Below are 23,123 nucleotides of genomic sequence, written 5' to 3' on the forward strand. Positions count from 1 at the left end.
ACGTGGAAGGCATAGTGAAAATCCGGTTTAAGGCCACTATCGCTTATTTCAGGCAAGTTTTTTAGATAAGAAAAGCATGACGACTTCAGATAATCAACCTAAAAATAAATTTACGCTCTGGCCTTATGCCATTGTGGTGTGTATGGTGCTTTTCATGGGCTACATTGCCTCTTTTGTGTACAAGGCCATGAACCTGGATGTAGACCTGGTGAGCAAAAACTACTATGAGCAGGAAATCGCCTATCAGGAGCACATCGATAAAGTTGGCAGGACAGCCATCATAGGCGATGTAGCTATCACCTACAACGAGCAGGACCACGCGTTGCTGTTGCAATTGCCGGAGACGCTGAGAGGGAAGCAGGTGAGAGGCAGAGTAACGCTTTTCAGGCCTTCTAACGACCAGTTGGACCAAGAGCTGCCTTTGCAGCCGGGAAGAGACATGAGCCAATTAATTGAAACGCAGGATATGGAGCGCGGGCTCTGGAAAGTGCGGGTAAACTTCAGCGAAGGTGAGCATACTTATTATACAGAAAAAACCATCCAACTAAAATAGCCATGATCTGGGCCGGATTTTTATTTGGATTATTAGGCAGTTTCCATTGTGTCGGGATGTGCGGCCCTATAGCAATGGCTCTACCATTTGTCGGGAGTTCCGGCTGGCGTTACTACGCAGGCCGGCTCCTGTACAATGGTGGAAGAATTATTACTTACGCGCTATTAGGCGCTTTGGCCGGTGCCTTCGGGCAGTCGCTGCAGCTGGCAGGATTACAGCAAACTGTTTCTATCGCATCGGGCGTTCTGATTCTGTTGCTGCTGGTGTTGCCAAACGCCCTTAAAAGCAAAACAGCCAGCGCCATCGGTACAGACAAATTGATGAACTGGGTGCGGCACAGGCTGGGATATTATTTTAAGAGGAACTCGCTGGGCTCTCTGTTTATGGTAGGTTCGCTGAACGGGCTGCTGCCTTGCGGGTTCGTATACATTGCGCTGGCCGGGGCCATCAGTGCGCCGGGTGTAGGCGGTGCCATGCTCTATATGACGCTGTTTGGGCTGGGTACTTTTCCGCTCATGTTCCTGGTGTCGTTGTCAGGTAAGCTGATCAGCCTGAAGGTCCGGGCTGGCTTTAACAAAACAGTTCCTTATGTTGGGGCCTGCCTGGCGGTGCTGTTTATTATGCGGGGCTTAGGCCTGGGCATACCCTACTTAAGCCCTAAAGTGGTGGAAACTGAAGATCACAAGACTGAGATGAGCTGCTGCACAAAGCCGGTGGCCTCACAACATCAGGCACAATAAAATAAAGCTCGATTTACATGCCAGGAGTTTTGCCAAATTCAAAACTAGAAATACTAAAAGCTTGCTTTCAGCTTTCTCTGACAGCGGGGAGCACTTTGTTCAACTATTGAATGGCTCAGGCTGATAGAAATAACACTTTGCATATCTAACCTAAACCTTACAGCTATGTGCAACTCAAAGAGAATAAAGCGTGTGCTGGTGCCGGTGCAGGACAATAAGGTTGGCGAAGACTTGCTGCGTTTTGCCGGGAGCCTGGGGGCGGCGCTGGGAGCAGAGCTGCTGTTGCTGCACACCAGCCAGCTGAAAGAACTCACCTTTACCCAGCAGAGCAGGGGCATACAGGCTTTGCGTGCCTTTGGGGAGCGGATTCTGTCGCAGCTCAGGCAGGTGGCTACACCGGTTTCTTTCGACTGTGTGGTGCGGCCCGGCAATCTAAGCGAGTGCGTTACTGCGGTGGTGCAGGATTACCAGATCGACCTGATCTTGATGGAAACATGCCCCCTGCACCAGGAGGAGGAGCAGGCAGACCCGAACCATGCGGCGGTCATTATGGAAATGGTGTCCTGCCCCGTGCTGGTGGTGCCCTGCACAGCCAGGTTTCAGAAACTGGAAAACCTGGTGTTTGCCACCGATTTTACCGACCAGGAGGACCGGGTGCTCAACCAGATTGTAGCTTTTGCAGCACAGGCAGGAGCAACCCTTACGCTGGTGCAGGTCTACGGAAAAGCAGAGCGCCAGCACTTGAGCAGCTACAAAGCGGCCATGCAGGAAACAGAGAAACAGTTGCAGGGGCAGGAGGTGAATTTTTTACTGCTGGAAGAAGAGGACGTACTGGAAGGCATCAGCGATTTTGCTGAAATGGCCCAGGCCGACATGCTCATTCTGGCCACACAGGACAACTACCTGCTCAGTCGGCTATTCAGCAGCAACTACACCAAAACCATGGCCTACCATACCCGTAACCCCATCCTGACTTTCAGGCAGCTCAAGAAAAAGCCTTGCTCCGGCTCCTGCATGAACTGCATGAAGAGCCAGGGTAGCCGGCCGGACATGAACGAGGCGCTGACGTTTGTTATTTAGGGAGTTGCAGGGCTTTCTTGTCTCTTCTTAAGACAGCAGCAGCAGCAGCAGCAGCAGCAGGAAATAGGCCTCTGGAGGGGCAAAATCATTAGCATAATTTGGAGGGATGTCTGTGGTGGAGTACTCTCTGTATAGGCGCTGTTTCGGATCACCTGATCGGAAGCAGCGCTTTTGCTTTTAAATTCAGGGGTAAATGCGCTGGAGTTTCGTAAACCTCGCAGCGTGTGCAGCTCCTGCGAGTGTTTCTGTTGGGAGAGCTGTACTGGCTTCTCAGACGCTCGCAGGAGCTGCGCACGCTGCGAGGTCTTGGCTACTTTAGTTGAAATCAAATCTAACATGGCGCGAGCGTCCTTGCTCGTGACGACTACTCCGCGGCCTCTGGCCGCTTTGGTACTTCAGTAATGATAGAAGCCTCATAAAATAAAGCGCCGGTTAGAATGCTGGCACTATTTAAGCTGGCACAAATGTTCAATTGGGGGAACAACAGAATCACTTTTATGTAAAGGTTCGGAAGCGATTTCCACTCCAGCGTAAAGTGCGGCCTTTGCTATTGCAGCATGCAGGTTTACCTGTCGGGTCTTTAGCAGCAGCAGCAGCAGCAGGAATACCCGCTGGAGGGGCTTTTTAATTAGAATAATTGGTCCGAAACCCGACGAGCCATCTAGTTTCGGGCACAATTCCTTTAATCAACCTTTGCCACATAATACTTCCTGCTGCACCTGCTACTTACTGCACTACCATCGTTAATGTTTATCTGGTACGCAGGCAAGTGCGGCCGGGTCAAAAGAAAAACCACTCCGGCAGTTTAGCCGGAGTGGTTTTCAGGTAACATGTGTAGTAACTAACTATTGCCGGATACTACCTAGCAGCCTTCTTGTCTTTCACGGAAGGATAATCAGCTAACGAAACATCTTCATCTTCTTCCAGCGACCAACCGGTTTTAAGACCGATAATGAACCAGGCGAGGGCCAGTACACCGCCTGCAAAAATAGTGTCGCCAACTACGCGGAGCCAGCGCAGGATGTTCATGGTGTCGGTTTGCAGGAACTCCATGGAGCGGGCGTACCACAGGCCGTACTCCACGCTGGCCCAGGTTTGCATCAGGCCTATCGGCAACACACTGATCAGTACCATCAGCAGCAGGCCTACGTTTATCGACCAGAAGGCGAAGCTGATCACACCGTCTTTCCAGCGGCGACGGGCGGAGAGGCCTTTGAGCACGAATAACATCAAACCGATACCAAGTATGCCATACACACCAAACAGGGCCGTGTGCGCATGAACCGGTGTGGTATTAAGCCCCTGCATGTAGTAGAGCGCAATGGGCGGGTTAATCACGAAACCAAATACACCAGCGCCCAGCATGTTCCAGAAAGCCACCGCTACGAAGCAGTAGATAGGCCATTTGTAGGCTCTGATCCATTGGGTGGAGCGGCTGATCTTCAGGTTGTGGTAAGCCTCGAACCCGATCAGCACCAGCGGCACTACCTCCAGGGCACTAAAAGTAGCGCCGAGGGCCATTACAGCAGTTGGCGTGCCACTAAAGTACAAGTGGTGGAACGTGCCGATAATACCGCCAAATAGGAAGATAATGGTAGAGAAAAGCACGGTGGCGGTGGCCATTTTGGTGTCCAGGAGGCCCATGCGCACAAACAGGAAGGCGATAACCACGGTGGCAAACACTTCGAAGAAGCCTTCTACCCACAGGTGCACTACCCACCAGCGCCAGTACTCGGCAATGGCCAGGTTGGTGTGTTGCCCCCACATCAGGCCGGCGGCATAGAAGAGAGCAATGGCAGCCGAAGAGATCAGGAACATGCCCAGCAGGTGGCGGCCTTCCACATCGTTTCTAAAGGCCGGCCAGATAGCACGCACCATCAGCGCCAGCCACACAAACAAGCCTACCAGCAGGAAAATCTGCCAGAAACGACCAAGATCTACGTATTCGTAGCCCTGGTGGCCGAACCAGAAGTTTTCGGTATAGCCCAGTTTCTGCATAATGCCATACCACTGCCCGGCCAGGGAACCGGCCACAATAATGAGCAGACAGATGAACAGGAAGTTAACGCCCAGCTTCTGGAACTTAGGCTCGTAACCCGAAACGGCCGGGGCAATGTAAAGGCCCGTAGCCAGCCAGGAAGTAGCGATCCAGAAGATGGCCAGCTGCACGTGCCAGGTGCGGGTAATGGAGTAGGGGAGGTAATCGGCGAGCGGGAAACCGTACAGCGCCTGCCCTTCCACACCATAGTGCGCCGTGACCACTCCCAGCGTTACCTGCACCAGGATAAGCGCCGTCACGATCCAGAAATACTTGAGTGTGGCCTTCATAGATGGCGTGGCTTTCAGGCCCAGCAACGGGTCCTGCTTTGGCAGTCTGGAATGGTCAATTTCCTCCTCCTTGTTAGAAGCATAATAATAGGCCAGCATGCCCACGCCGGCAATCAGGATAATCACACTGAAGCCTGTCCAGATAATGAGGTCGCTGCTGGGGCGGTTGGCCACCAGTGTTTCGGCGGGCCAGTTGTTGGTGTAGGTAATCTTTTTGCCGGGGCGCTCGGTTACGCAGGCCCAGGAAGTCCAGAAAAAGAAGGCGTTGAGCTTCTGCATCCGCACCGGATCTTTGACGGTGTTGTCGGCCATGGCATAGGCGTCGCGGTGTTTGGCCAGGGCCGGATCGTCGGTAAACAAGCCAGTGTAGTGCTTGCTCACGTCTGCAATAGCCTCGGCGCGCAGGTCTGAAATGGTTAGCAGGCCTGTTGCCGGGTCGTAGGTATTGGCGCGGATCTGCTTCTGCAGGCGGGCCTGCAGCTGTGCCTGTGTTTCCTCGTCCAGGTTGTCGTAGTTTGTTCCTTTTGCTTCCTGGGCCCAAGTGTCGAGAAAGAACATTGCCTCTTTGTGCAGCCAGTCGGCGCTCCAGTCGGGAGCAACATAGGCACCGTGGCCCCAGATGGAGCCTAACTGCTGCCCACCCGTGGACTGCCAAACGTTTTGCCCGTCTTTGATATCCTGCTCGGTGAAGATTACTTTGCCGGAAGTGGTGACGACCTGTACCGGAATAGGGGGCGCTTCTCTGTAGATCTCGATGCCGTAGTACCCGAGCACGGCAAAGGAGCCAACAATTACGGCTATAAAACCCAGCCATAGATTTCTGTATTTCATAAAAATAGTAGTTAGTGTTTAATAAGTATTAGAAGATTAGTTGCTGAAGAGGTTGTATTAAATGACTCACGTTCACATTTCAAATTTCCTAAGTGAGGCCAACACAAAAAATGATCTAGATCACTAATAGAAGATAAAAGGGTCTTTTATTATTTATTTTGCTTCCTGTCTGTATTTAGCAAGGCAAGCCATGGCAGAGGCAGAATGTCCTCTGGAGGGGGATTTTCATTAGAATAATTTTCATCTGATGCCTTCAGTAACAGATTAGTTCTAGGTATTTATATGGAGGGGAATTTTATTTTTTGTAGTTCCTGCTGTTTCTTATTAGTGGCAGTATGATTCGGAGGTTTCACGCAGGTATGATTTGATAGAGAAGAAGAGGTTGGCAGAGCACTCGAATTATTCTAATCAAAAATGTCCTCCGGAGCTCATCTTATAGGGGAAGATAAGGCTTCTATTTCCTGAATTTTGCGCTAGCGCGAGCTTACAGCTCGTACTTTCATTCCAAGGACTTTTCAGAAGAGGCCAAAGCAGGCTGTTTAGTACAGACGCTTAGAAGGCTGTAGCCTTAAGCAACATTTGGTACGAGCGACAAGCTCGCACCAGCGCCCTGCAGGCTGCTATTCCATACAAGGTGAGCTTTTGAGGACACTTCTGCTGCTGATGATGTTCCAGCTTACAAAAGAGAATGCTGCTCCTGCTGTCACAAATGGCACCATTCTCTTTTCAGTAAGCGGCTAAACAAAAACAAGCCATTCCTGCTGCAGGAATGGCTTGTTTTTAAGGCGTTTGAACGGCGCTTATCAGCGACCAGATGGGTGCGTGGCGGCTAAAGCGCCGATTTCTTCGCTAACCGGATTTTGCAATAGGTGATAGCACTGGCGGGCGATTTCCTGCTCTTCGTTTGTAGGTATCACCAGCACTTTCACCGGCGAATCTTCCTTGTTTATTTCCCTGATCCCTTTGGAGCGGATGCTGTTCTTTTCGCTGTCGAATCGGATGCCCAGGAACTCCATTTGCTGGCATACGCGCTCCCGGATAATGGCATCGTTCTCACCAACGCCAGCAGTGAAGACGATCGCATCGAGGCCATTAAGTACAGCGGCATAAGCACCTATGTATTTTTTGATGCGGTAGGCATACAGATCGTAGGCCAGGGCTGCGTTTGTATCGCCGGCGTCCATTGCTTTAATGATGTCGCGCATGTCGGAGAAGCCGGTGAGGCCCAGCATGCCGCTACGTTTGTTGAGCAGCGTGTTCACCTGGTCCGGATCGTAACCGAGCTGGTTGATCATGTGGAAAATAATGGAAGGGTCGATGTCGCCGGAGCGGGTGCCCATAATCAGGCCGCTGAGCGGACCAAAGCCCATGCTGGTGTCCACAGACTTGCCGGCGTCTACGGCTGCCATGCTGCACCCGTTGCCCAGGTGAATGGTAATCATCTTTGCCTCTGGCTTTGCGAGGTACTCCAGCGCCTGCTCCGTCACATACTTGTGGCTGGTGCCATGGAAGCCATAGGCCCGGATTCCCTGCTCTGTATAGTATGCGTTGGGGATAGCATAACGGAAGGCCTGTTCGGGCATGGTCTGGTGAAAAGCAGTGTCGAACACCACTACCTGCCTGGCTTTGGTAAAGATGCGTTCGGCCACTACTATGCCCATGTAGTTAGACGGGTTGTGCAGCGGGGCCAGCGGGAACAGCTTTTTAATTTCAGATTTCACTTCCTCCGTTACGATGGTGGTAGCGGCAAAGCTCTCGCCCCCATGCACCACCCGGTGCCCCACCACATCGATCTCGTCCGGATTCTGGATCACCCCTATCTTGCTGTCGGTAAGAAGTTTTTCTACTTCGTGCAGGCCTGCTTCGTGGTCGGGCAGGTCCAGGATGAGCTGTACTACCTCTTCTTTATCGCCGGCAAGGATCTTGTGGGTTATAACAGCGTTTTCGAGGCCGATCCGTTCTACCAGGCCGCTGCAAACCGGTTTGTCAGTTGGCATTCTGAAAAGCTGGTATTTTATGGAACTGCTACCGGAGTTTACTACAAATATGTTCATGAGTGGTGAGAGGCTAGTGTGTGGCAAGTAAAGTTGCTTTTTCTTGTTGAGCAGGCTGCTTTTCCTGGCTCTGAATGGCGGTAATCACTACTGTGTTGAAAATGTCTTCTACGGTGCAGCCACGGCTCAGGTCGTTTACCGGTTTGTTGAGCCCCTGCAGCATCGGCCCGATAGCCAGGGCGCCTGTTTCGCGCTGCACGGCCTTGTACGTGTTGTTGCCTGTGTTCAGGTCCGGGAAGATGAGGACGCTGGCGCGGCCTGCTACCTCGGAGTTGGGCAGTTTCTGCTTGCCGGTTACAGGGTCTACGGCGGCATCGTACTGGATCGGGCCCTCCACCTTCAGGTCGGGCCGTTTCTGTTTCACAAGTTCCGTAGCCTTGCGCACTTTGTCCACATCCACGCCTTCGCCGGAGGTGCCGGAAGAGTAGGAGAGCATGGCCACTCTCGGCTCTATGCCGAAGCGCTGGCTGCTGTCGGCAGAGGAGATGGCGATTTCGGCCAGCTGCTCTGCGGTGGGGTTCGGGTTCACGGCGCAGTCGCCGAAAACAGACACCCTGTCGGGCAAGCACATAAAGAACACCGACGAAACAACGGATACCCCCGGTTTGGTTTTGATGAACTGCAGCGCAGGCCGGATGGTATGCAGCGTGGTGTGGGCTGCTCCGGATACCATGCCGTCGGCGTGGCCTTTGTACACCATCATGGTGCCGAAGTAAGAGACATCCGACATCATGTCAGAAGCCATCTGGTATTGCAGGCCTTTGCTCTTGCGCAGCTCCATGAGCGTATACACATAGTCCTCGAAGTGCTCGGACTTAAGCGGGTCCACAATGTTGATGCGGTCCAGGTCCAGGAGCAGGCCCAGGCGTTTAACCGAGGCGGAAACTTCTTGCGGATCGCCCAGGATGGTCAGGTTTACAATATCCTGGTTTATGAGGCGTGCGGCGGCTCTCAGTATACGGTCGTCGTTCCCCTCAGGTAGAACAATGTGCTTTTTGCTGCTCTTGGCCCATTTCACCAGCTGGTACTGGAACATGTGCGGCGTCATGCCCTCTGGCTTGTAGGTGATTATTTTCTGGTCCAGCGCCTCCACGTTTACATACTTTTTAAACGTGTTGATGGCGAGCTGAATCTTTTTGTTGTTGTCTGGTGTAATGCGCGACTTGATGTTGCCGATCATGGTGGCCGTATGGAAGGAGCCAGTCTTCACAGAGATAATGGGTACCGTTACCTGAAGTCCTTCCATGAGCCTCACAATCGGCTCGTCGGGCTCAAACTTGCCGGTAAGCACAATGCCGGCCACCTTCGGGTAATTTACCGACTTGTCGGCTTGCAGCGCGCTCAGAATGATGTCGCCACGGTCGCCGGGCGTTACAATCAGCACGTTTTCTTTGATGTGGTTGAGGAAGTTGGGCACCTGCATGGCACCCATAATAAAGTGGTCGGCCTGGTTAGAGAGCTGCTGCTCCCCAAACATCAGTTTTCCGCCCAGTATCTCGTGCACTTCCTTCATAGTGGGGCTTTTCAGGTCCTTGTCTTCCGGTATCACCCCCAGAATGATCTCGGGGTTCAGGTAGTTCTCCAGGAGCCGGTGCACCTCGGCCGCCTGCTCCGGCAGCACTTTATTGGCGATAACGGCCATTACCTGCACTTCGCGGGCGCGGAAGTTGCGCTTGATGGTTTTTACGGCAGTCAGGATCTGGTTATTGGTTTTGTCTTCCCCCGACACCACAATAATTACCGGGGCGCCAAGGTTCTTGGCGATGGTTACGTTGGCATCGAACTCAAAAGCGGTGCCCTCGCCCAGAAAGTCACTGCCCTCTATGACCGTGAAATCGTAGTTTTCCTCCAGCTTCTTAAACCTGCCGATAATGGTGTCGATGATCTCTCCACGATTGCCAGACTCGATTAATTGCTGGGCCTGCTGCTGCGTATACACGTAGGAGTCGTCGTAGCTCACCGGGAGTCCGAAGTGGCTGATGATGGTGTCGATATGCGCATCCCGCTGTTGGCCGGGGTCGTAGTTGATGATCGGCTTAAAGTACCCAATTTTCTGAGCTTTGCCCAGCAGCACATGTACCAGGCCCAAGGCCACTATCGATTTCCCACTATAGGGTTCTGCGGTGGCTATAAATATTGTCTTTGTCATATTGATTGCACTTTAAACAAAGGTAAAGCAGGCATTTCCCTCGGTGTATGATAAAAGTCATTAAGGAAAAAGACATTTCTACTATAAACTGTTTCTGAAACGGCAGGTTACAATTTTCGATTCTGAATTCCAGCTTCAGGCTTTTTTTAGATGTCGGATTTATTTGTCTGATGATTGTGAATCGTCACCGAGGGCCAGTACCCCAACCATAGGGCGCCTACCCCAGGGGTTTTTAGGACGAAGGATGAGCAGGGTTTCTGCACAGCTTTAGGCAGGAGCTTCTCGCCCACCATATCCTTCGCAGCCTGACAATAAAGAAAATCTTTTTCTGCCAGCCATGCAACCATGTAACAAGTAAGCCATTCAACAACCAACAACCAAATTATTCCAATGAAAATGGCCCTCACGAGGCCTCTGCTGCTGATTCGGCTGCTATGCCTTAGGTATTACGCCCACGTCGTTAATTGACCTTTACCTCTCTGAAGTATTGTTTAAAAATAGCAACAGTTTTATCCAGGAGGGCCTGGGTTGGAGGTTCTACGCCATGCAGCCCGTACTCCATGCCCAACGCCTCCCACTTGTGTACGCCCATTTTATGGTAAGGCTGAATCTCAATTTTTTCGATGGTGGTAAAATCTTTGAACCGCTGCCCCAGCTCATGCAGGTATTCTTCCTGATCAGACCAGCCCGGCACCAGCACGTAGCGCAGCCACATGCGTTTGCCGGTAGACTCGCGGTAGTCGGCCACCTTCAGCGTATTGAAGTTCGATTTGCCGGTGAGCCTGTGATGCCAGTCGTCATTGATATGTTTTACATCCAGCAGCAATACATCGGTTTCGGCCAGCAGCTCTTTCGTCTGTTGGTCTATCAACCTGCCATTAGAATCGAGGGCGGTGTTTATGCCTTCTTCGTGCAAGCGTTGGAACAACTTTTTCAGCACTTTCCGGTGCAGGAGCGGCTCTCCGCCAGATACCGTTACCCCACCTTTTTTGCCAAAGTATGGTTTCTGGCTGATGGCTTTCTGCACGATTTCCTCCACATCCAACCAGTAACCGCCTTTCAGTGCAATGGTATCGGGGTTGGCGCAGTACAGGCACTTGAACTGACAGCCCTGCGTAAATATCACCATCCGGATGCCGGGGCCATCGTGTGTGCCAAAGGTCTCGATGGAATGAACATTCAGCTGGTCTGCTTCCACTTCGGTATGCAGCGGCTTTTCTACTGGTTGTAACAGGGCATCATATGTTTTCATAACTCTTTTTTTAGATAGGTGAGAAAAGGAAAAAGAGGGCAAGACCCTCTTCCTCCACATAAATATACCTCAACTATGATACTACATTCTTTCATGGAAGGTCCGTGCAATCACCTCTAACTGGTGATCTTTAGACAGACGGGTAAAGTTTACCGCATATCCGGAGACCCGTATGGTCAGCTGCGGATAGTTTTCAGGATGGTTATACGCATCCAGCAGGGTGTCGCGGTTGAGCACGTTCACATTCAGGTGATGTGCATTTTTCAGGAAGTATCCGTCCAGCAGCGTTACCAGGTTTTCGACCTGCTCCTCACGGGTAGTAGCCAGCGACTTCGGCACAATGGAGAAGGTGTTGGAAATACCGTCCTGGGCGTATCTGTAATCCAGCTTGGCTACAGAGTTCAGCGAGGCAACAGCGCCGTGTGTGTCGCGTCCATGCATCGGGTTGGCACCTGGTGCAAAGGCCTCGCCAGCCTTACGTCCGTCTGGCGTGGTGCCTGTTTTTTTGCCGTACATCACGTTAGACGTAATGGTGAGCAGCGACATGGTCGGCACCGCATTTTTGTAGCACTTGTGGCTGGCCAGCTCTGAGAAGAAGAAGGCGCTCACCTCTTGTGCAATGGCATCTACACGGTCATCGTCGTTACCGAATTTAGGATACTCTCCTTCTGTTCTGAAGTCTACCGTCAGGCCTTCCTCGTTGCGGATGGCTTTAACGTTGGCGTATTTAATGGCAGACAGTGAGTCGGCAATAATAGAGATGCCGGCTGCACCGTACGCCATGTCTATGCCCGGGTCAGTATCCAAGAAAGCGAACTGGGCTTTCTCGTAATAATACTTATCGTGCATGTAATGGATGATGTTCATGGTTTTGGCGTAAACCCGGGCCACCTCTCTCATGGTGAGTTTAAAGTTCGCCATTACCTCATCATAGTTCAGCTCGTCGCTTGTCAGAGCCGGAATTCCTTTTAGGATCTGTGCGCCGCTGTTCTCTTCACGACCGCCGTTCAGGGCCATCAGCAATGTTTTTGGCAAGTTGGTGCGGGCACCGAAGAACTGGATGCGTTTGCCAATTTCCTGGTAAGACACGCAGCAGGCAATGCCGTAGTCGTCGGAGCCACGTACTGTGCGCATCAGGTCGTCGTTTTCGTACTGAATAGACGAGGTGTCGATAGAAACCTGGGCGCAGAAGTTTTTGAAACCTTCGGGCAGGGCGTTGGACCACAGCACCGTCAGGTTAGGCTCCGGTGACGGACCGATGTTGTACAGGGTCTGCAGGAAGCGGAAAGAAGTTTTGGTTACTTTGGTTCTGCCGTCTTCAAACTGCCCGCCAATCGCTTCAGTCACCCAGGTAGGGTCGCCGCCAAAAATCTCGTCGTAAGCGCCGGGGCGCAGGTGGCGCACCACACGCAGCTTCATCACAAACTGGTCTATCAGTTCCTGCGCTTCTTCTTCTGTAAGAAGGCCTGCTTCCAGGTCTTTCTCAAAATAGATGTCGAGGAAAGTGGAGACGTTACCCAGCGACATGGCGGCACCATCCTGCTCTTTTACGGCAGCCAGGTAGGCCATATATACCCACTGCACAGCCTCCCGGGCATTTTCTGCAGGTCGGCCCAGATTAAGGTTATACAGGTTACCGAGTTTTTTCAGGTCGTGCAGGGCAACTATCTGATCAAACAACTCTTCGCGCAAACGAATTTTGTGCTCGTCCATCTCGCCGTCTATGGCTAGTTTGTCAGCTTCTTTTGCGGCTATCAGTTTATTTAAGCCATACAGGGCCAGGCGGCGATAGTCACCTATTATCCGGCCACGGGCATAGTTGTCGGGCAGGCCGGTGAGGATGCCTTTAGAGCGGAATTCTTTTATTTCGGGATCGTAGGCGGAGAAAACGGCGCTGTTATGATCTTTGGTGTATTTGAAAACATTTTTAACATGCTCGGCCACTTCCTGACCCCGTTCGGCCACGGCGCCCTCTACTACCCTGATGCCACCGAATGGCTTCATGGCTCGTTTCAGGAGCTCATCTGTTTGTAAGCCCACCACTACCTCCAGTTCCTGCGCGATATAGCCAGGACCGTGGCTGGTAATGCTGGAGATTTTTTCTGTATCAATCGCTCTGCAGCCGCCTCTCTCACGTTCTTCCTTCATGGCCAGCAGGCAAAGCTGCCAAAGCTCTTTGGTACGTTCTGTAGCTCCTGCCAGGAAAGATGCATCACCTTCGTAAGGCGTCACATTTTTCCGGACAAAATCTTTTACATCAATGCGATCGTTCCAGTTGCCCTTCACGAAAGAAACGCGGTACTCTTCTGTTAAAGCGCTCATAACTAATTGGTTTAATTGAGTCTGTAGTAGTATGGTAAGGTTTGTTTCGGTATTGTGATCAACTGCTGGCAAAGGCTGGCAGTACATGGGAGTCTTGCATCTAATTTACAGATAAACCTGGAATTGCACTATCCATTCTCCGGCTCTGTCTGATACTGTGTTGTTGTAATACAGGGGCCGGCTGGAGTGTTGCACCGTGATTTTGGCGTGGTGCGCATCCAGGAAAAAGTTTGCCCCGATGTCATAAAAATGACCTGTCTCGTCTAATGCTTCCAGGTTTTTGAGCGTGTAGGCCGCCACAGGCTGCACTCTTACTTTGCTGCAAAAATCTTTGGGGAGCAGCAAGCCTGCCTGCGTATACCATACGTTGCCTGTTCCGAACGAGAAGCGCGCGTTGCCGGCTCCTTCCTGTGCTCGCAGACCTTCAAAGGCCGGATTAGCGACGCCCGTGTTCATGATGCCCGTGGTGCGCATGTAGTTGGGGCCAAAGTCGTAGTTGTACAGCACACTGTAAGTGGTTACCGCCATGTTCTTCGATCCTGGTCCAACGGGCAGGTCTGCAAACACATCCATCGACAGTATATTGATGTCGTGCTTATTGGTAACACCTGTAGCGCTCAGGTTTCTGGTGCCATCCCGGTTGCTGTAGAAACCAGCCCCAATGTTGAGCACTTTCTTGCTCCCCATATAAGTGCCCACCCTGAAGGGCAGCACGTTGGCTTCCTGGTCAAACAACTGAAAGTCGGCATACCCACCGAAAGATGCTTTCGGGTTGCCATTGTTGTCTACGGCGGGGCCATCGGCTATGGGCTGTAGATTGGTGGCGAAGGGCTTGTTGATGTGCCCCTGGTAGTGCAACCTGCCCAGGGCGCCTTTGGCATACAAGCCATATTGCCTTATAAACTGATCCGACATTTCCAGGGTTGGCCAGTTAAAGATCGGGGCATCTACCATCAGAAAGTTGAGCGTGCTCGCCGAGGTCATCCGCGAGATGCCTAACCAGTAATGCAGCCCGGCTCCGGCATACAAGGTGTATTTATTAGCCTCTCCGGTGAGCGGGTTCTTGGCAGGAATAATGGCATATTCGTTCCACACATCATGAAAGAAAATCTGCGGTTTCTTGCCTGCTCCAAATCCCCCTGTTCCTGTCGTACCGTTGGCGCCCCCGTTTATGAAGGTCTGGTTGTTGATGCCCAGATGCGTAAAGATAAGATATCTTGGCGAAAGCTGCGCATAAGCAATGGTGCGTACCCGGCGGGCACCTATGTCAAATGAGTGGTCTGTGGGTTCGTTGCCGATCAGGGTGCCAGGGTTGTTCTGCGTGCTCTTTGCCCATATCTGGCTCCAGAAAATAAACCGCACATATTTAGACCCTTCCTCGTTCAGGTTAATCTTCAGCCCTGAGCCATAGTCTGCCGCCCCCTGCGCGCCAGCCCAGGTAGTGGTAAACATGCTTAGCAGCACAAGCGCCCAAAGTTTGAGGAGTTTCATAGGAGTGGTTGCTTTTTGTTATGGTTAATGATCTGGAGCCGGAATCGCTAGCCCTTCTTAATATTCCTAATTTTGAATTACTAATTTCTAATTTAGCGAGGCCCCTTGCTTAGCTCACAAGTACCAGTTCGGGACTCCGTTTTTCAGCTTCCTGCGCTTTCTGCGCCCGCAGCTTATTAATTTCTGCGCGGATAAGGAAAGAAACAGTGAGCGCCACCACCAACAGTCCTGCAAAGAAATAGAGCGTAAAGTTGTAGTTGTTGGATACGGTGCGGGTCCAGGCGGCGAACAGCGGACCAGCCACACCGGCTGCGGCCCAGGCCGTCAGAATATACCCGTGGATAGCGCCCAGCTGCTTGGTTCCGAACATATCGCCGATGTAGGCTGGTATGGTGGCAAATCCACCGCCGTAGCAGGACAGGATCAGGAAGATCACGGCCTGGAACAGGAAGGCATTGGTAATGCCGGGCAATAGGAAGTACGCTACAATCTGGATGCTGAAGAAGATGGTGAACATGTTCGGACGGCCGATGTAGTCGGAGAACGATGCCCAGCCAATGCGGCCCCCACCATTAAACAAGCCCATAATACCCACCATGGTGGCAGCTGCTATGGCCGATAAGCCTGCATACTCCTGTGCCATGGGCGAGGCAACCGAAATAATGGCAATGCCGCAGGTAATGTTGATGAACAGCATGATCCACAGGTACCAGAACCTTTTGGTTTTTACAGCCTCGTTGGCGGTAAGCTGCGAGAGGTCTTCTGCAACTTTTTTGGTGCCTCCTGCCAGGTTTGCCTGGAAGCCTGCCGGCGCCCAACCCTTAGGAGGAGCAGAGAGGTAGCGGGAAGAACCGAAAATCACGAGGAAGAACACGGAGCCCATGATAAAGAAGGTGTTCGCGATGCCCACTGCTGACAGCAGATACACAATTAAAGGGCTGCTGATAAGCGCGGCAAAGCCGAAACCCATAATGGCCAGACCGGTAGCGAGGCCACGCCGGTCGGGGAACCACTTTACCAGCGACGATACCGGGGTAATGTAACCTACACCCAGGCCAATACCGCCAAACACGCCATAGAACAGGTAAAGCAGGTAAATCGACTCCAGCTTAATGGCCAGACCTGAGCCGGCAATGCCTATGCCAAAGAAGATGGCTGCCAGCAGCCCGGATTTTCTGGGGCCGTGTTTCTCTAGGTAATGGCCCAGAAAGGCGGCCGACAGACCCAGGAAAAAGATGGCGATGCTAAACGTGAACTGAGTTTCTTTCAGGCCCCATCCAAACTGCTCGATCAGTGGTTTGGTGTACACGCTCCAGGCGTAAACTGACCCGATCGAGATATGGATGCCAACGGCAGAGGCGGCAATAAGCCACCTGTTTTTCACTTTTGTCATAACGTGCGTTAATTAATGATGTATCCTACTGGCTGGTTATAAAGTGGTGTTATATGCCGGAATGTATGAATGTCATGCTATCACTAATACCGTTTCTCCGGCAGGCCCCTTGTCTGATTGTCCGGGTCCCGCTCCAGCAGGCTACGACCTTCTTCTTAAGCACGAAATCAACAGGGGGGCTTTTCTGGTTAAGCTAATAGATGCTTGCCGCCTCGCTGCTTTTCATTCAGGTAACAGTACAAAGGAACAACCTGAACACCATAGAAAACATGATGCTGATCATTCAGAATAGGTGTATTTGTCATTTTTGGATAGTATATTTTGGAAGGAAAAAGCAGGATTAATGAAAAGTTTTTATTAGATAAAACCGTAGGTTATTAAATTGCAAATGAATGTTAGTTAAGGTTCGCAGACTGTTTTTCCTGAAACGACCGGGTAAGGCTTCAGCAGTAAGGTGCTCCGGAGGTACCTTTTCATTCAAATAATTACTGTAAGGCAGGCAGTTACCCATACCAGGAAAGTGTTTTTTGAAAAGCAGCGGCACACCTTTGCACCCTGGTAAAAAAGGAAATGAGCAAAGCTAGGCTAAGTTCGGGAAGCAGGTTTAAGATATTCCTGCTCCGGCGAAGTACCCTGGTATTGCTCTCCTGAAAAGAGCGCTGTGCGGGAGGCAACTGCGGTACCTATTGGTGGCAGTGCTTCAGGTAGGGCAGGCCTTCTGGAATTTTTTTGCAGGTTTATCGCCGGTTTATTGCTACTTTGCCGCTAAACTAGCTGGCAGTGCAGCTGCCTCACAGCAATTATTTGAATGAAATAGGCCCTCCGGAGCTCGAAAAGTAAGTGGTCTAATTTCTTGTTCAGAGCACTGATGCGAGTTGGCTGCTTATGTTTGCATCCATCAACCATCAAAAAGAGGCATAACAGGTTGTATAGGACAGATGCTTATATTGCCGTAGCTTTCAGAAAAATTTGGTGCGGCCGGCCAGTTCCGGGAATACTTTGCAGGACCTGCTTATCCCCGAACCGCCAAGCTCCCCAGACCCTATAAAAGTGCAGCAAATGGCGCTGTAAGAAAGGTGATGTATATCATAAAATGACCAGGATCATAAATAAAAGAGATGCAGGTCTTTTATCGTTATTTAAATCCAAGCTACCTTTGAACCGTAGAAGCTTTATAAACCATATGAATAATCCTTACACACAAAATTAACTGTAATGAAAAGACCAAACCAACAAATCACGACCATGCTTAAAATCTCTTTGTTCAAACCCTTGCGTATGAGCGTTATAGCGCTTCTCTGTGGCGGAATGCTGGTTAGTTGCTCCTCCGGCGACAGCGAGAGCAATGCCGGAAACGAAGACGTATCAGGACTAGCCCACAACACCCCTGAATCGCCTGCCGAAGACGATGGAAAAGGAGTAGGTCCTGTAAAAACAGTTGAAATAGGGGAGGGAATTGATGAAGCGCTTGCTACGGAAGGCAAAACCATATTCGACGCCAAATGTACGGCATGTCACCAGCTGAGCGACCAGAAAGTGGTTGGCCCTGGCATGGCCGGCGTAACAGAGCGCCGCAAGCCGGAGTGGATCATGAACATGATCGTGAACCCCGAGGAGATGACTAAAAAAGATCCGGTTGCTAAAAAACTGTTTGCCGAGCACCTTATTCAGATGGTAAACCAGGACGTAGACGAGCAGGATGCCAGAGCGATTCTGGAATATCTGAGACAGAACGATCAGAACAGCTAATTGACAATATAAATAAACCCTTCCTTTTTATGGATACGCTAATCAACCAATTAAAAAGAGTAGCCCCTACAGCAACCCTGGTGATGGCCTTGGCGGCCGGTACTGTGCTGCAGAGCTGCAACAGCACCGGCGGTAATGCCAAAGATGGTGCCGTAGATGCTGATGCTGCCAAAGCAGTATACGTGGCCCCCGGCCAGCACGATGAACTGTATTCTTTCCTGTCAGGCGGTTTCAACGGGCAGGTATCGGTTTACGGTATTCCGTCAGGCAGATTACTAAAAGTTATACCGGTGTTCACCCAGTTTGCGGAGAACGGCTACGGCTACAACGAGGAAACCAAGCCCATGCTGATGACATCGCACGGCTTTGTGCCCTGGGATGACCTGCACCACCCGAAGCTCTCTCGAACAGATGGCATGGCTGACGGCAAGTTCCTCTACGTAAACGGCAACAACACCCCGCGTGTGGCAAAAGTGGACTTAACGACTTTTGAAACCGTGGAGATCATGGAGATCCCGAACTCTGCCGGTAACCACTGCTCGCCCTACCCAACCAACAACAACGAGTATATCCTGGCCGGTACCCGCTTTAGCGTACCGCTCGACCTGGAAAAAGGTGGCATTGCAGACGAGAGCCTGGTAGATTATAAAGACAAGTTCAGAGGGTCTATCTCTTTCATCAAAACAAACGAAGATGATGGCCACATGGAGCTGGACTTCCAGATACTGGTGCCGGGCTTCGACTATGACCTTGCCAACGGGGGCAAAGGGCCCTCTAACGACTGGGTGTTTTTTACAACCTACAACACAGAGAAAGCCGGTACCCTGAAAGAACTGGGAGCCTCCCAGAACGATCGTGACTACCTGGCCGCTGTAAACTGGAAACTGGCCGCTAAGTATGCCGCCGAAGGCAAAACGCATGAGATGCCGGCAAACTACTACCACAATACCCTGGATCATGGATCTCATCAGGCTAAATCTACCGTGAAAAAATCGGTGCGTTACCTGCTGCCGGAAGAGTGCCCGGGCATGATGTACCTGATTCCGGCGCCTAAGTCGCCACACGGCATCGACGTAGATCCAACTGGTGAGTACATGGTGGTAAACGGCAAGCTGGCGTCTTCTCTGCCGGTGTTCTCTTTCTCTAAAATGCAAAAAGCCATCGAGAACAAGGAATTTGATGGCGAGGTAAATGGCATTCCGGTATTCAAATATGAGTCTGTGCTGCACGCTGAAGTGAAAGAGCCGGGCCTGGGTCCGTTGCACACCGAGTTCGACGGCAAAGGCTTTGCCTACTCTACCATGTTCGTTTCTTCTGAGGTAGTGAAATGGAGCCTAGAAGACTTCCAGGTAAAAGACAGAATGGATGTTTACTACTCACCGGGCCACCTAATGATCCCGGGCGGCGACACCAAAGATCCCTACGGCAAGTATATGGTGGTGATGAACAAGATCACCAAAGACCGCTACCTGCCTACCGGTCCCGAGTTGCTGCACTCTGCCCAACTGATAGACATCAGCGGTGATAAGATGAAAATGCTTCTCGACTTCCCGACCCTGGCGGAGCCGCACTATGCGCAGGCCATCCGGGCAGACCTGGTAGCGCCGAACAGCGTGAAATTCTATAAGCTGGATCAGAACACGCATCCTGAAGCAGTTAAAAACGAGAAAGACGTTAGTGTGACTCGCGCTGGCAGGAAAGTGAAGGTGAACATGACCTCTATCCGAAGCCACTTTACCCCGGATAACATTGAAGGCATACAGGTTGGCGACACCGTGATCTTCCATGTAACCAACCTGGAGCAGGACTGGGACGTGCCGCACGGATTTGCCATAATGGGAGCCAATAACGCCGAAACCCTGATTATGCCGGGCGCCACCCAATCGCTGAGGTGGGTGCCTAAGCAGGCCGGTATCTATCCATTTTATTGCACTGACTTCTGCTCTGCCCTTCACCAGGAAATGCAGGGATATGTAAGGGTGTCCCCAAGAGGGTCAAACGTTCCGATCAAGTTCTCTACCGGGGAGAAAAAACCGGTTCCTCCCGCAACAGCCAGCGTTGATTAACACGCCCTGAAACGGAATAAAATAGCGGAGGATGCCCCTAAGGCAACCTCCGCTGTTATTTTATACTTTTTCACCTTAAAACTTTTAAAGGATGAAAGCTTACCATAAGCTACTGATGCTAGTAGCCTCCCTATCCTTGGGCCTGCTGTTTCTTTTCCCGATGTGGAAAATATACCTGGAGGCCCCGCAATACCCTGAAGGCCTGGAACTGCATATCTGGGTAAACAAACTGGCGGGCAGTTCTGAGAGTGTGCTCCAGAACTTTAATATCCTGAACCACTATATCGGCATGGAACCAATACATGCCGAGTCTTTTGCGGAACTCAAAATAATGCCCTACATCGTTATAGCCTTTATGGTAGCCGGAGTTATCATAGCCTTTATCGGCAAGCCACGCCTGGTGCTTTACTGGGTTATAGCCCTGATGATTGCCGGCGCCGTGGGTATTACGGACTTTTATTTGTGGCTGCACAAGTTCGGTACCAACCTCAACCCCGAAGCACCGATAAAGGTACCCGGCATGACCTATATTCCGCCTTTGCTGGGTTCCAAGCAACTGCTAAACTTTCATGCCTTATCTTTGCCTGCCTGGGGAAGCCTCGGAATTCTTCTTGCTGTTGTAATAGCAGGACTCGTATACTTCTTTAGCCGCAAAGTTGAATTATACACTGTAAAACGATAAAACTAAAATACACTGTAATGGAAAAGCTAGCCTTATATGGAAGTAGTTTGTTTGTATTGCTGTGCCTGCTGGCAGGTTGCCAGGTAGAGCCGAAACCGATCGCCTATGGCGAGGCCAGTTGCGCGCACTGCAGCATGACGGTTTCAGACAACAGGTATGGGGCAGAACTTGTAAACGATAAAGGAAAGCCTTTCTTTTTCGACTCGGCCGAGTGCCTGGCCGCCTACGTGAATGAACAGCCGGAGCAGGGGCAGAAAGCAGCCTTTCTGATGGTAACCGATTATACTAAGCCAAATGAGCTGATTAATGCCGCAGATGCCTACTTTCTGCAAAGCGAAGCCCTGCCAAGCCCTATGGGAATGAACCTGACCGCCCTAAGCAACGAGGCTACTGCCAATGAAATGCAGCAGGAACATGGCGGGCGGGTGCTCAACTGGGAGCAGGTACTTTTAGCGGTAAAAAACAATGATAAATTTAAGTAACTATTGTGTCCGGATCATCTGTGTGCTAAGCTTGCTGCTCCTGGGGGCCGAAGCTTCGGCTAAAACACTCAGGGTATGCAAGTCGTGCGCCTACACCTCTGTGAAGCAGGCCGTGCAGCAGGCCGGCGCCGGCGACACGGTGCTGGTGGCTGGCGGGCTGTATCAGGAGTCCGGCATTGAAATAACCAAACCCCTTACCCTGATCGGGCAGAACAACCCCGTGATCGATGGCAACTTTACAGGGCAATTAATTACCATTACTGCCGATAACGTAACCATACAGGGCTTCACGCTTCAGAATGTGGCCACCAGCTACAGGCAAGACGATGCCGCCATCCGGGCAAGGCAGCGAAGCAATATCAGAATTCTTAACAACACCATCCTGAACACTTATTTCGGTGTGTACCTGCAATACTCAAGCAACATCGAAATAACAGGCAACGTGGTGAAAGGGGAGAACAAGGGCAGAACAGAATCATCGCTGGGCAACGCCATCCATTTATATCATACCGACGATGTGGAGATAAATGGCAATGATGTGCAGGGGCACCGCGACGGCATCTACCTGGAGGTGGTAAAGAACAGCAAGGTGCACGAGAACATGAGCCACCAGAACATGCGCTACGGCCTGCACTTTATGTTCTCCGATGGCAACACCTACACGCACAACACCTTCCGGCAAAATGGGGCAGGCGTGGCCGTGATGTATACCCAGAATGTGCGTATGGAGCACAACACCTTCGACGACAACTGGGGCGCGGCCTCTTATGGCCTGCTCCTGAAAGAGATAAGAGACAGCAAGATCTTTAACAACACGTTCCGGCGCAACACTACCGGCATCTATATGGAAAGCTCCAGCCGGCTGGACATCAAGAACAACGATTTTGACCGCAACGGCTGGGCGATTAAGCTAATGACGACCTGTTACGCAGACACGTTCCGGCTCAACAATTTTACGGGAAACTCCTTTGATGTGAGCACCAACGGCAACTCCCGCCAGAACTACTTCGAGAACAACTACTGGGAAAAATACACCGGCTATGACCTGAACAAGGACCAGGTTGGCGATGTGCCTTACCGGCCCGTAAGCCTGTACTCCATGCTGGTGGAAAAGGTGCCGCCCGCCGTGATGATGATGCGCAGCTTTATGGTCGACCTGCTGGACAGCATGGAAAAAGTGCTGCCCAGCATCATTCCCGACCAGCTTATTGATGAATACCCCTTGATGAAGAAAATCGATCATGATAAAGATAGAAAATTTGTACAAGTCCTACGGGAAGCTACAGGTGCTCAATAATGTGAGCGTAGCCCTGGACGTAGGCAAAGTTGTATCTATTATTGGCCCGAACGGAGCAGGCAAAACCACCATGAGTAAATGCATACTCGGCATGGTGCTGCCCGATAGCGGGGATATTCTGATGAATGGCGATAGTGTGCTGAACAAGCATGCCTACCGCAGTCAGATAGGCTACATGCCGCAGATTGGCCGCTACCCCGAAAACATGAAAGTGCGCCAGGTGATCGAGATGATCCGCGACATACGCCTGGATGTGAAGGAGGTGGACGAGGAACTGATTGGCCTGTATGGGCTGCAGGAGATGTACAACAAGCGCATGGGCGCCCTGTCGGGCGGCAACAAGCAGAAGGTAAGCGCTGCCCTGGCCTTTCTGTTCAACCCCAAAGTGCTTATACTCGATGAGCCCACCGCCGGCCTGGACCCCATCTCGGCCGAGATCCTGAAATGCAAAATCCTGAAAGAGAAAAAGAACGGCAAGCTGATTATGATCACCTCCCATATTATGAGCGAGATAGAGGAAGTAGCCGATGAGGTGCTGTGCCTGATGGACGGAAAGGTGAAGTTCCACGAAACTATCACCGGCCTGAAGCAGCAGACAAACGAGGAGCGCCTGAGCCGGGCCATTGCCAAAATTATGAATGAGGAGGACTAAAC

The 23,123-nt window shown here is 51.4% G+C and carries 16 protein-coding genes; 9 read left to right on the forward strand and 7 right to left on the reverse strand.

The features are described 5' to 3' along the window. Positions 1–76 precede the first annotated feature (76 nt). From FJM74_RS06925 to FJM74_RS06935, 3 genes are all read left to right on the forward strand, one after another. Positions 77–553: a FixH family protein gene (locus tag FJM74_RS06925; RefSeq protein ID WP_187261858.1), complete on the forward strand. Its 477-nt coding sequence runs from the start codon at positions 77–79 to the stop codon at positions 551–553. Between the two features lie 2 nt (positions 554–555). Then, entirely contained in the window at positions 556–1,293 is a 738-nt protein-coding gene (locus FJM74_RS06930; RefSeq protein ID WP_187261860.1) for a sulfite exporter TauE/SafE family protein, read from the forward strand. A gap of 165 nt (positions 1,294–1,458) precedes the next feature. Continuing rightward, positions 1,459–2,373: a universal stress protein gene (locus FJM74_RS06935; RefSeq protein WP_187261861.1), complete on the forward strand. Its 915-nt coding sequence runs from the start codon at positions 1,459–1,461 to the stop codon at positions 2,371–2,373. Positions 2,374–3,231: 858 nt separating this feature from the next. Here FJM74_RS06935 and FJM74_RS06940 read toward each other — a convergent pair. The 7 genes from FJM74_RS06940 to FJM74_RS06970 form a co-directional block, all read right to left on the reverse strand. Further along, positions 3,232–5,532 (reverse strand): nitric-oxide reductase large subunit, encoded by a 2,301-nt coding sequence (locus FJM74_RS06940; RefSeq protein ID WP_187261862.1) that lies wholly within the window; start codon positions 5,530–5,532, stop codon positions 3,232–3,234. 803 nt (positions 5,533–6,335) lie between these two features. Then, entirely contained in the window at positions 6,336–7,586 is a 1,251-nt protein-coding gene (locus FJM74_RS06945) for an acetate/propionate family kinase (RefSeq protein WP_187261863.1), read from the reverse strand. Positions 7,587–7,599: 13 nt separating this feature from the next. Then, entirely contained in the window at positions 7,600–9,735 is a 2,136-nt protein-coding gene (gene pta, locus FJM74_RS06950) for a phosphate acetyltransferase (protein ID WP_187261864.1), read from the reverse strand. A gap of 460 nt (positions 9,736–10,195) precedes the next feature. Beyond that, positions 10,196–10,987: a pyruvate formate-lyase-activating protein gene (gene pflA / locus FJM74_RS06955; protein ID WP_187261865.1), complete on the reverse strand. Its 792-nt coding sequence runs from the start codon at positions 10,985–10,987 to the stop codon at positions 10,196–10,198. A gap of 81 nt (positions 10,988–11,068) precedes the next feature. Continuing rightward, positions 11,069–13,309, reverse strand: coding sequence for a formate C-acetyltransferase (gene pflB / locus FJM74_RS06960; protein ID WP_187261866.1), 2,241 nt, complete (start codon positions 13,307–13,309; stop codon positions 11,069–11,071). Between the two features lie 105 nt (positions 13,310–13,414). Next, positions 13,415–14,800: a porin gene (locus FJM74_RS06965; RefSeq protein WP_187261867.1), complete on the reverse strand. Its 1,386-nt coding sequence runs from the start codon at positions 14,798–14,800 to the stop codon at positions 13,415–13,417. A 109-nt stretch (positions 14,801–14,909) separates the two neighbouring features. Further along, entirely contained in the window at positions 14,910–16,193 is a 1,284-nt protein-coding gene (locus FJM74_RS06970; protein ID WP_187261868.1) for an L-lactate MFS transporter, read from the reverse strand. A gap of 1,215 nt (positions 16,194–17,408) precedes the next feature. Here FJM74_RS06970 and FJM74_RS06975 point away from each other — a divergent pair. From FJM74_RS06975 to FJM74_RS07000, 6 genes are all read left to right on the forward strand, one after another. Beyond that, complete coding sequence (locus FJM74_RS06975; RefSeq protein ID WP_241738983.1) at positions 17,409–17,942, forward strand: c-type cytochrome; 534 nt, start codon at positions 17,409–17,411, stop codon at positions 17,940–17,942. A gap of 29 nt (positions 17,943–17,971) precedes the next feature. Then, the gene (gene nosZ, locus FJM74_RS06980; protein ID WP_187261869.1) at positions 17,972–20,008 is read left to right on the forward strand and encodes a Sec-dependent nitrous-oxide reductase; all 2,037 of its coding nucleotides are present in this window, start codon (positions 17,972–17,974) and stop codon (positions 20,006–20,008) included. Between the two features lie 91 nt (positions 20,009–20,099). Then, complete coding sequence (locus FJM74_RS06985; protein WP_187261870.1) at positions 20,100–20,690, forward strand: hypothetical protein; 591 nt, start codon at positions 20,100–20,102, stop codon at positions 20,688–20,690. A 17-nt stretch (positions 20,691–20,707) separates the two neighbouring features. Beyond that, the gene (locus tag FJM74_RS06990; RefSeq protein ID WP_187261871.1) at positions 20,708–21,172 is read left to right on the forward strand and encodes a nitrous oxide reductase accessory protein NosL; all 465 of its coding nucleotides are present in this window, start codon (positions 20,708–20,710) and stop codon (positions 21,170–21,172) included. After that, on the forward strand, positions 21,156–22,469 hold the full coding sequence (locus tag FJM74_RS06995) for a nitrous oxide reductase family maturation protein NosD (RefSeq protein WP_187261872.1): 1,314 nt from the start codon (positions 21,156–21,158) through the stop codon (positions 22,467–22,469). Before FJM74_RS06990 ends, FJM74_RS06995 begins: the two co-directional genes overlap by 17 nt. Continuing rightward, positions 22,414–23,121 carry an ABC transporter ATP-binding protein gene (locus FJM74_RS07000; protein ID WP_187261873.1) on the forward strand — a complete coding sequence of 236 codons (708 nt, stop codon included), beginning with the start codon at positions 22,414–22,416 and terminating at the stop codon, positions 23,119–23,121. The genes FJM74_RS06995 and FJM74_RS07000 overlap by 56 nt, the downstream gene beginning before the upstream one ends. Positions 23,122–23,123: the final 2 nt, after the last annotated feature.

Origin of the sequence: Pontibacter beigongshangensis (assembly GCF_014332515.1) — a bacterium.
Taxonomy (GTDB): Bacteria; Bacteroidota; Bacteroidia; order Cytophagales; family Hymenobacteraceae; genus Pontibacter; species Pontibacter beigongshangensis.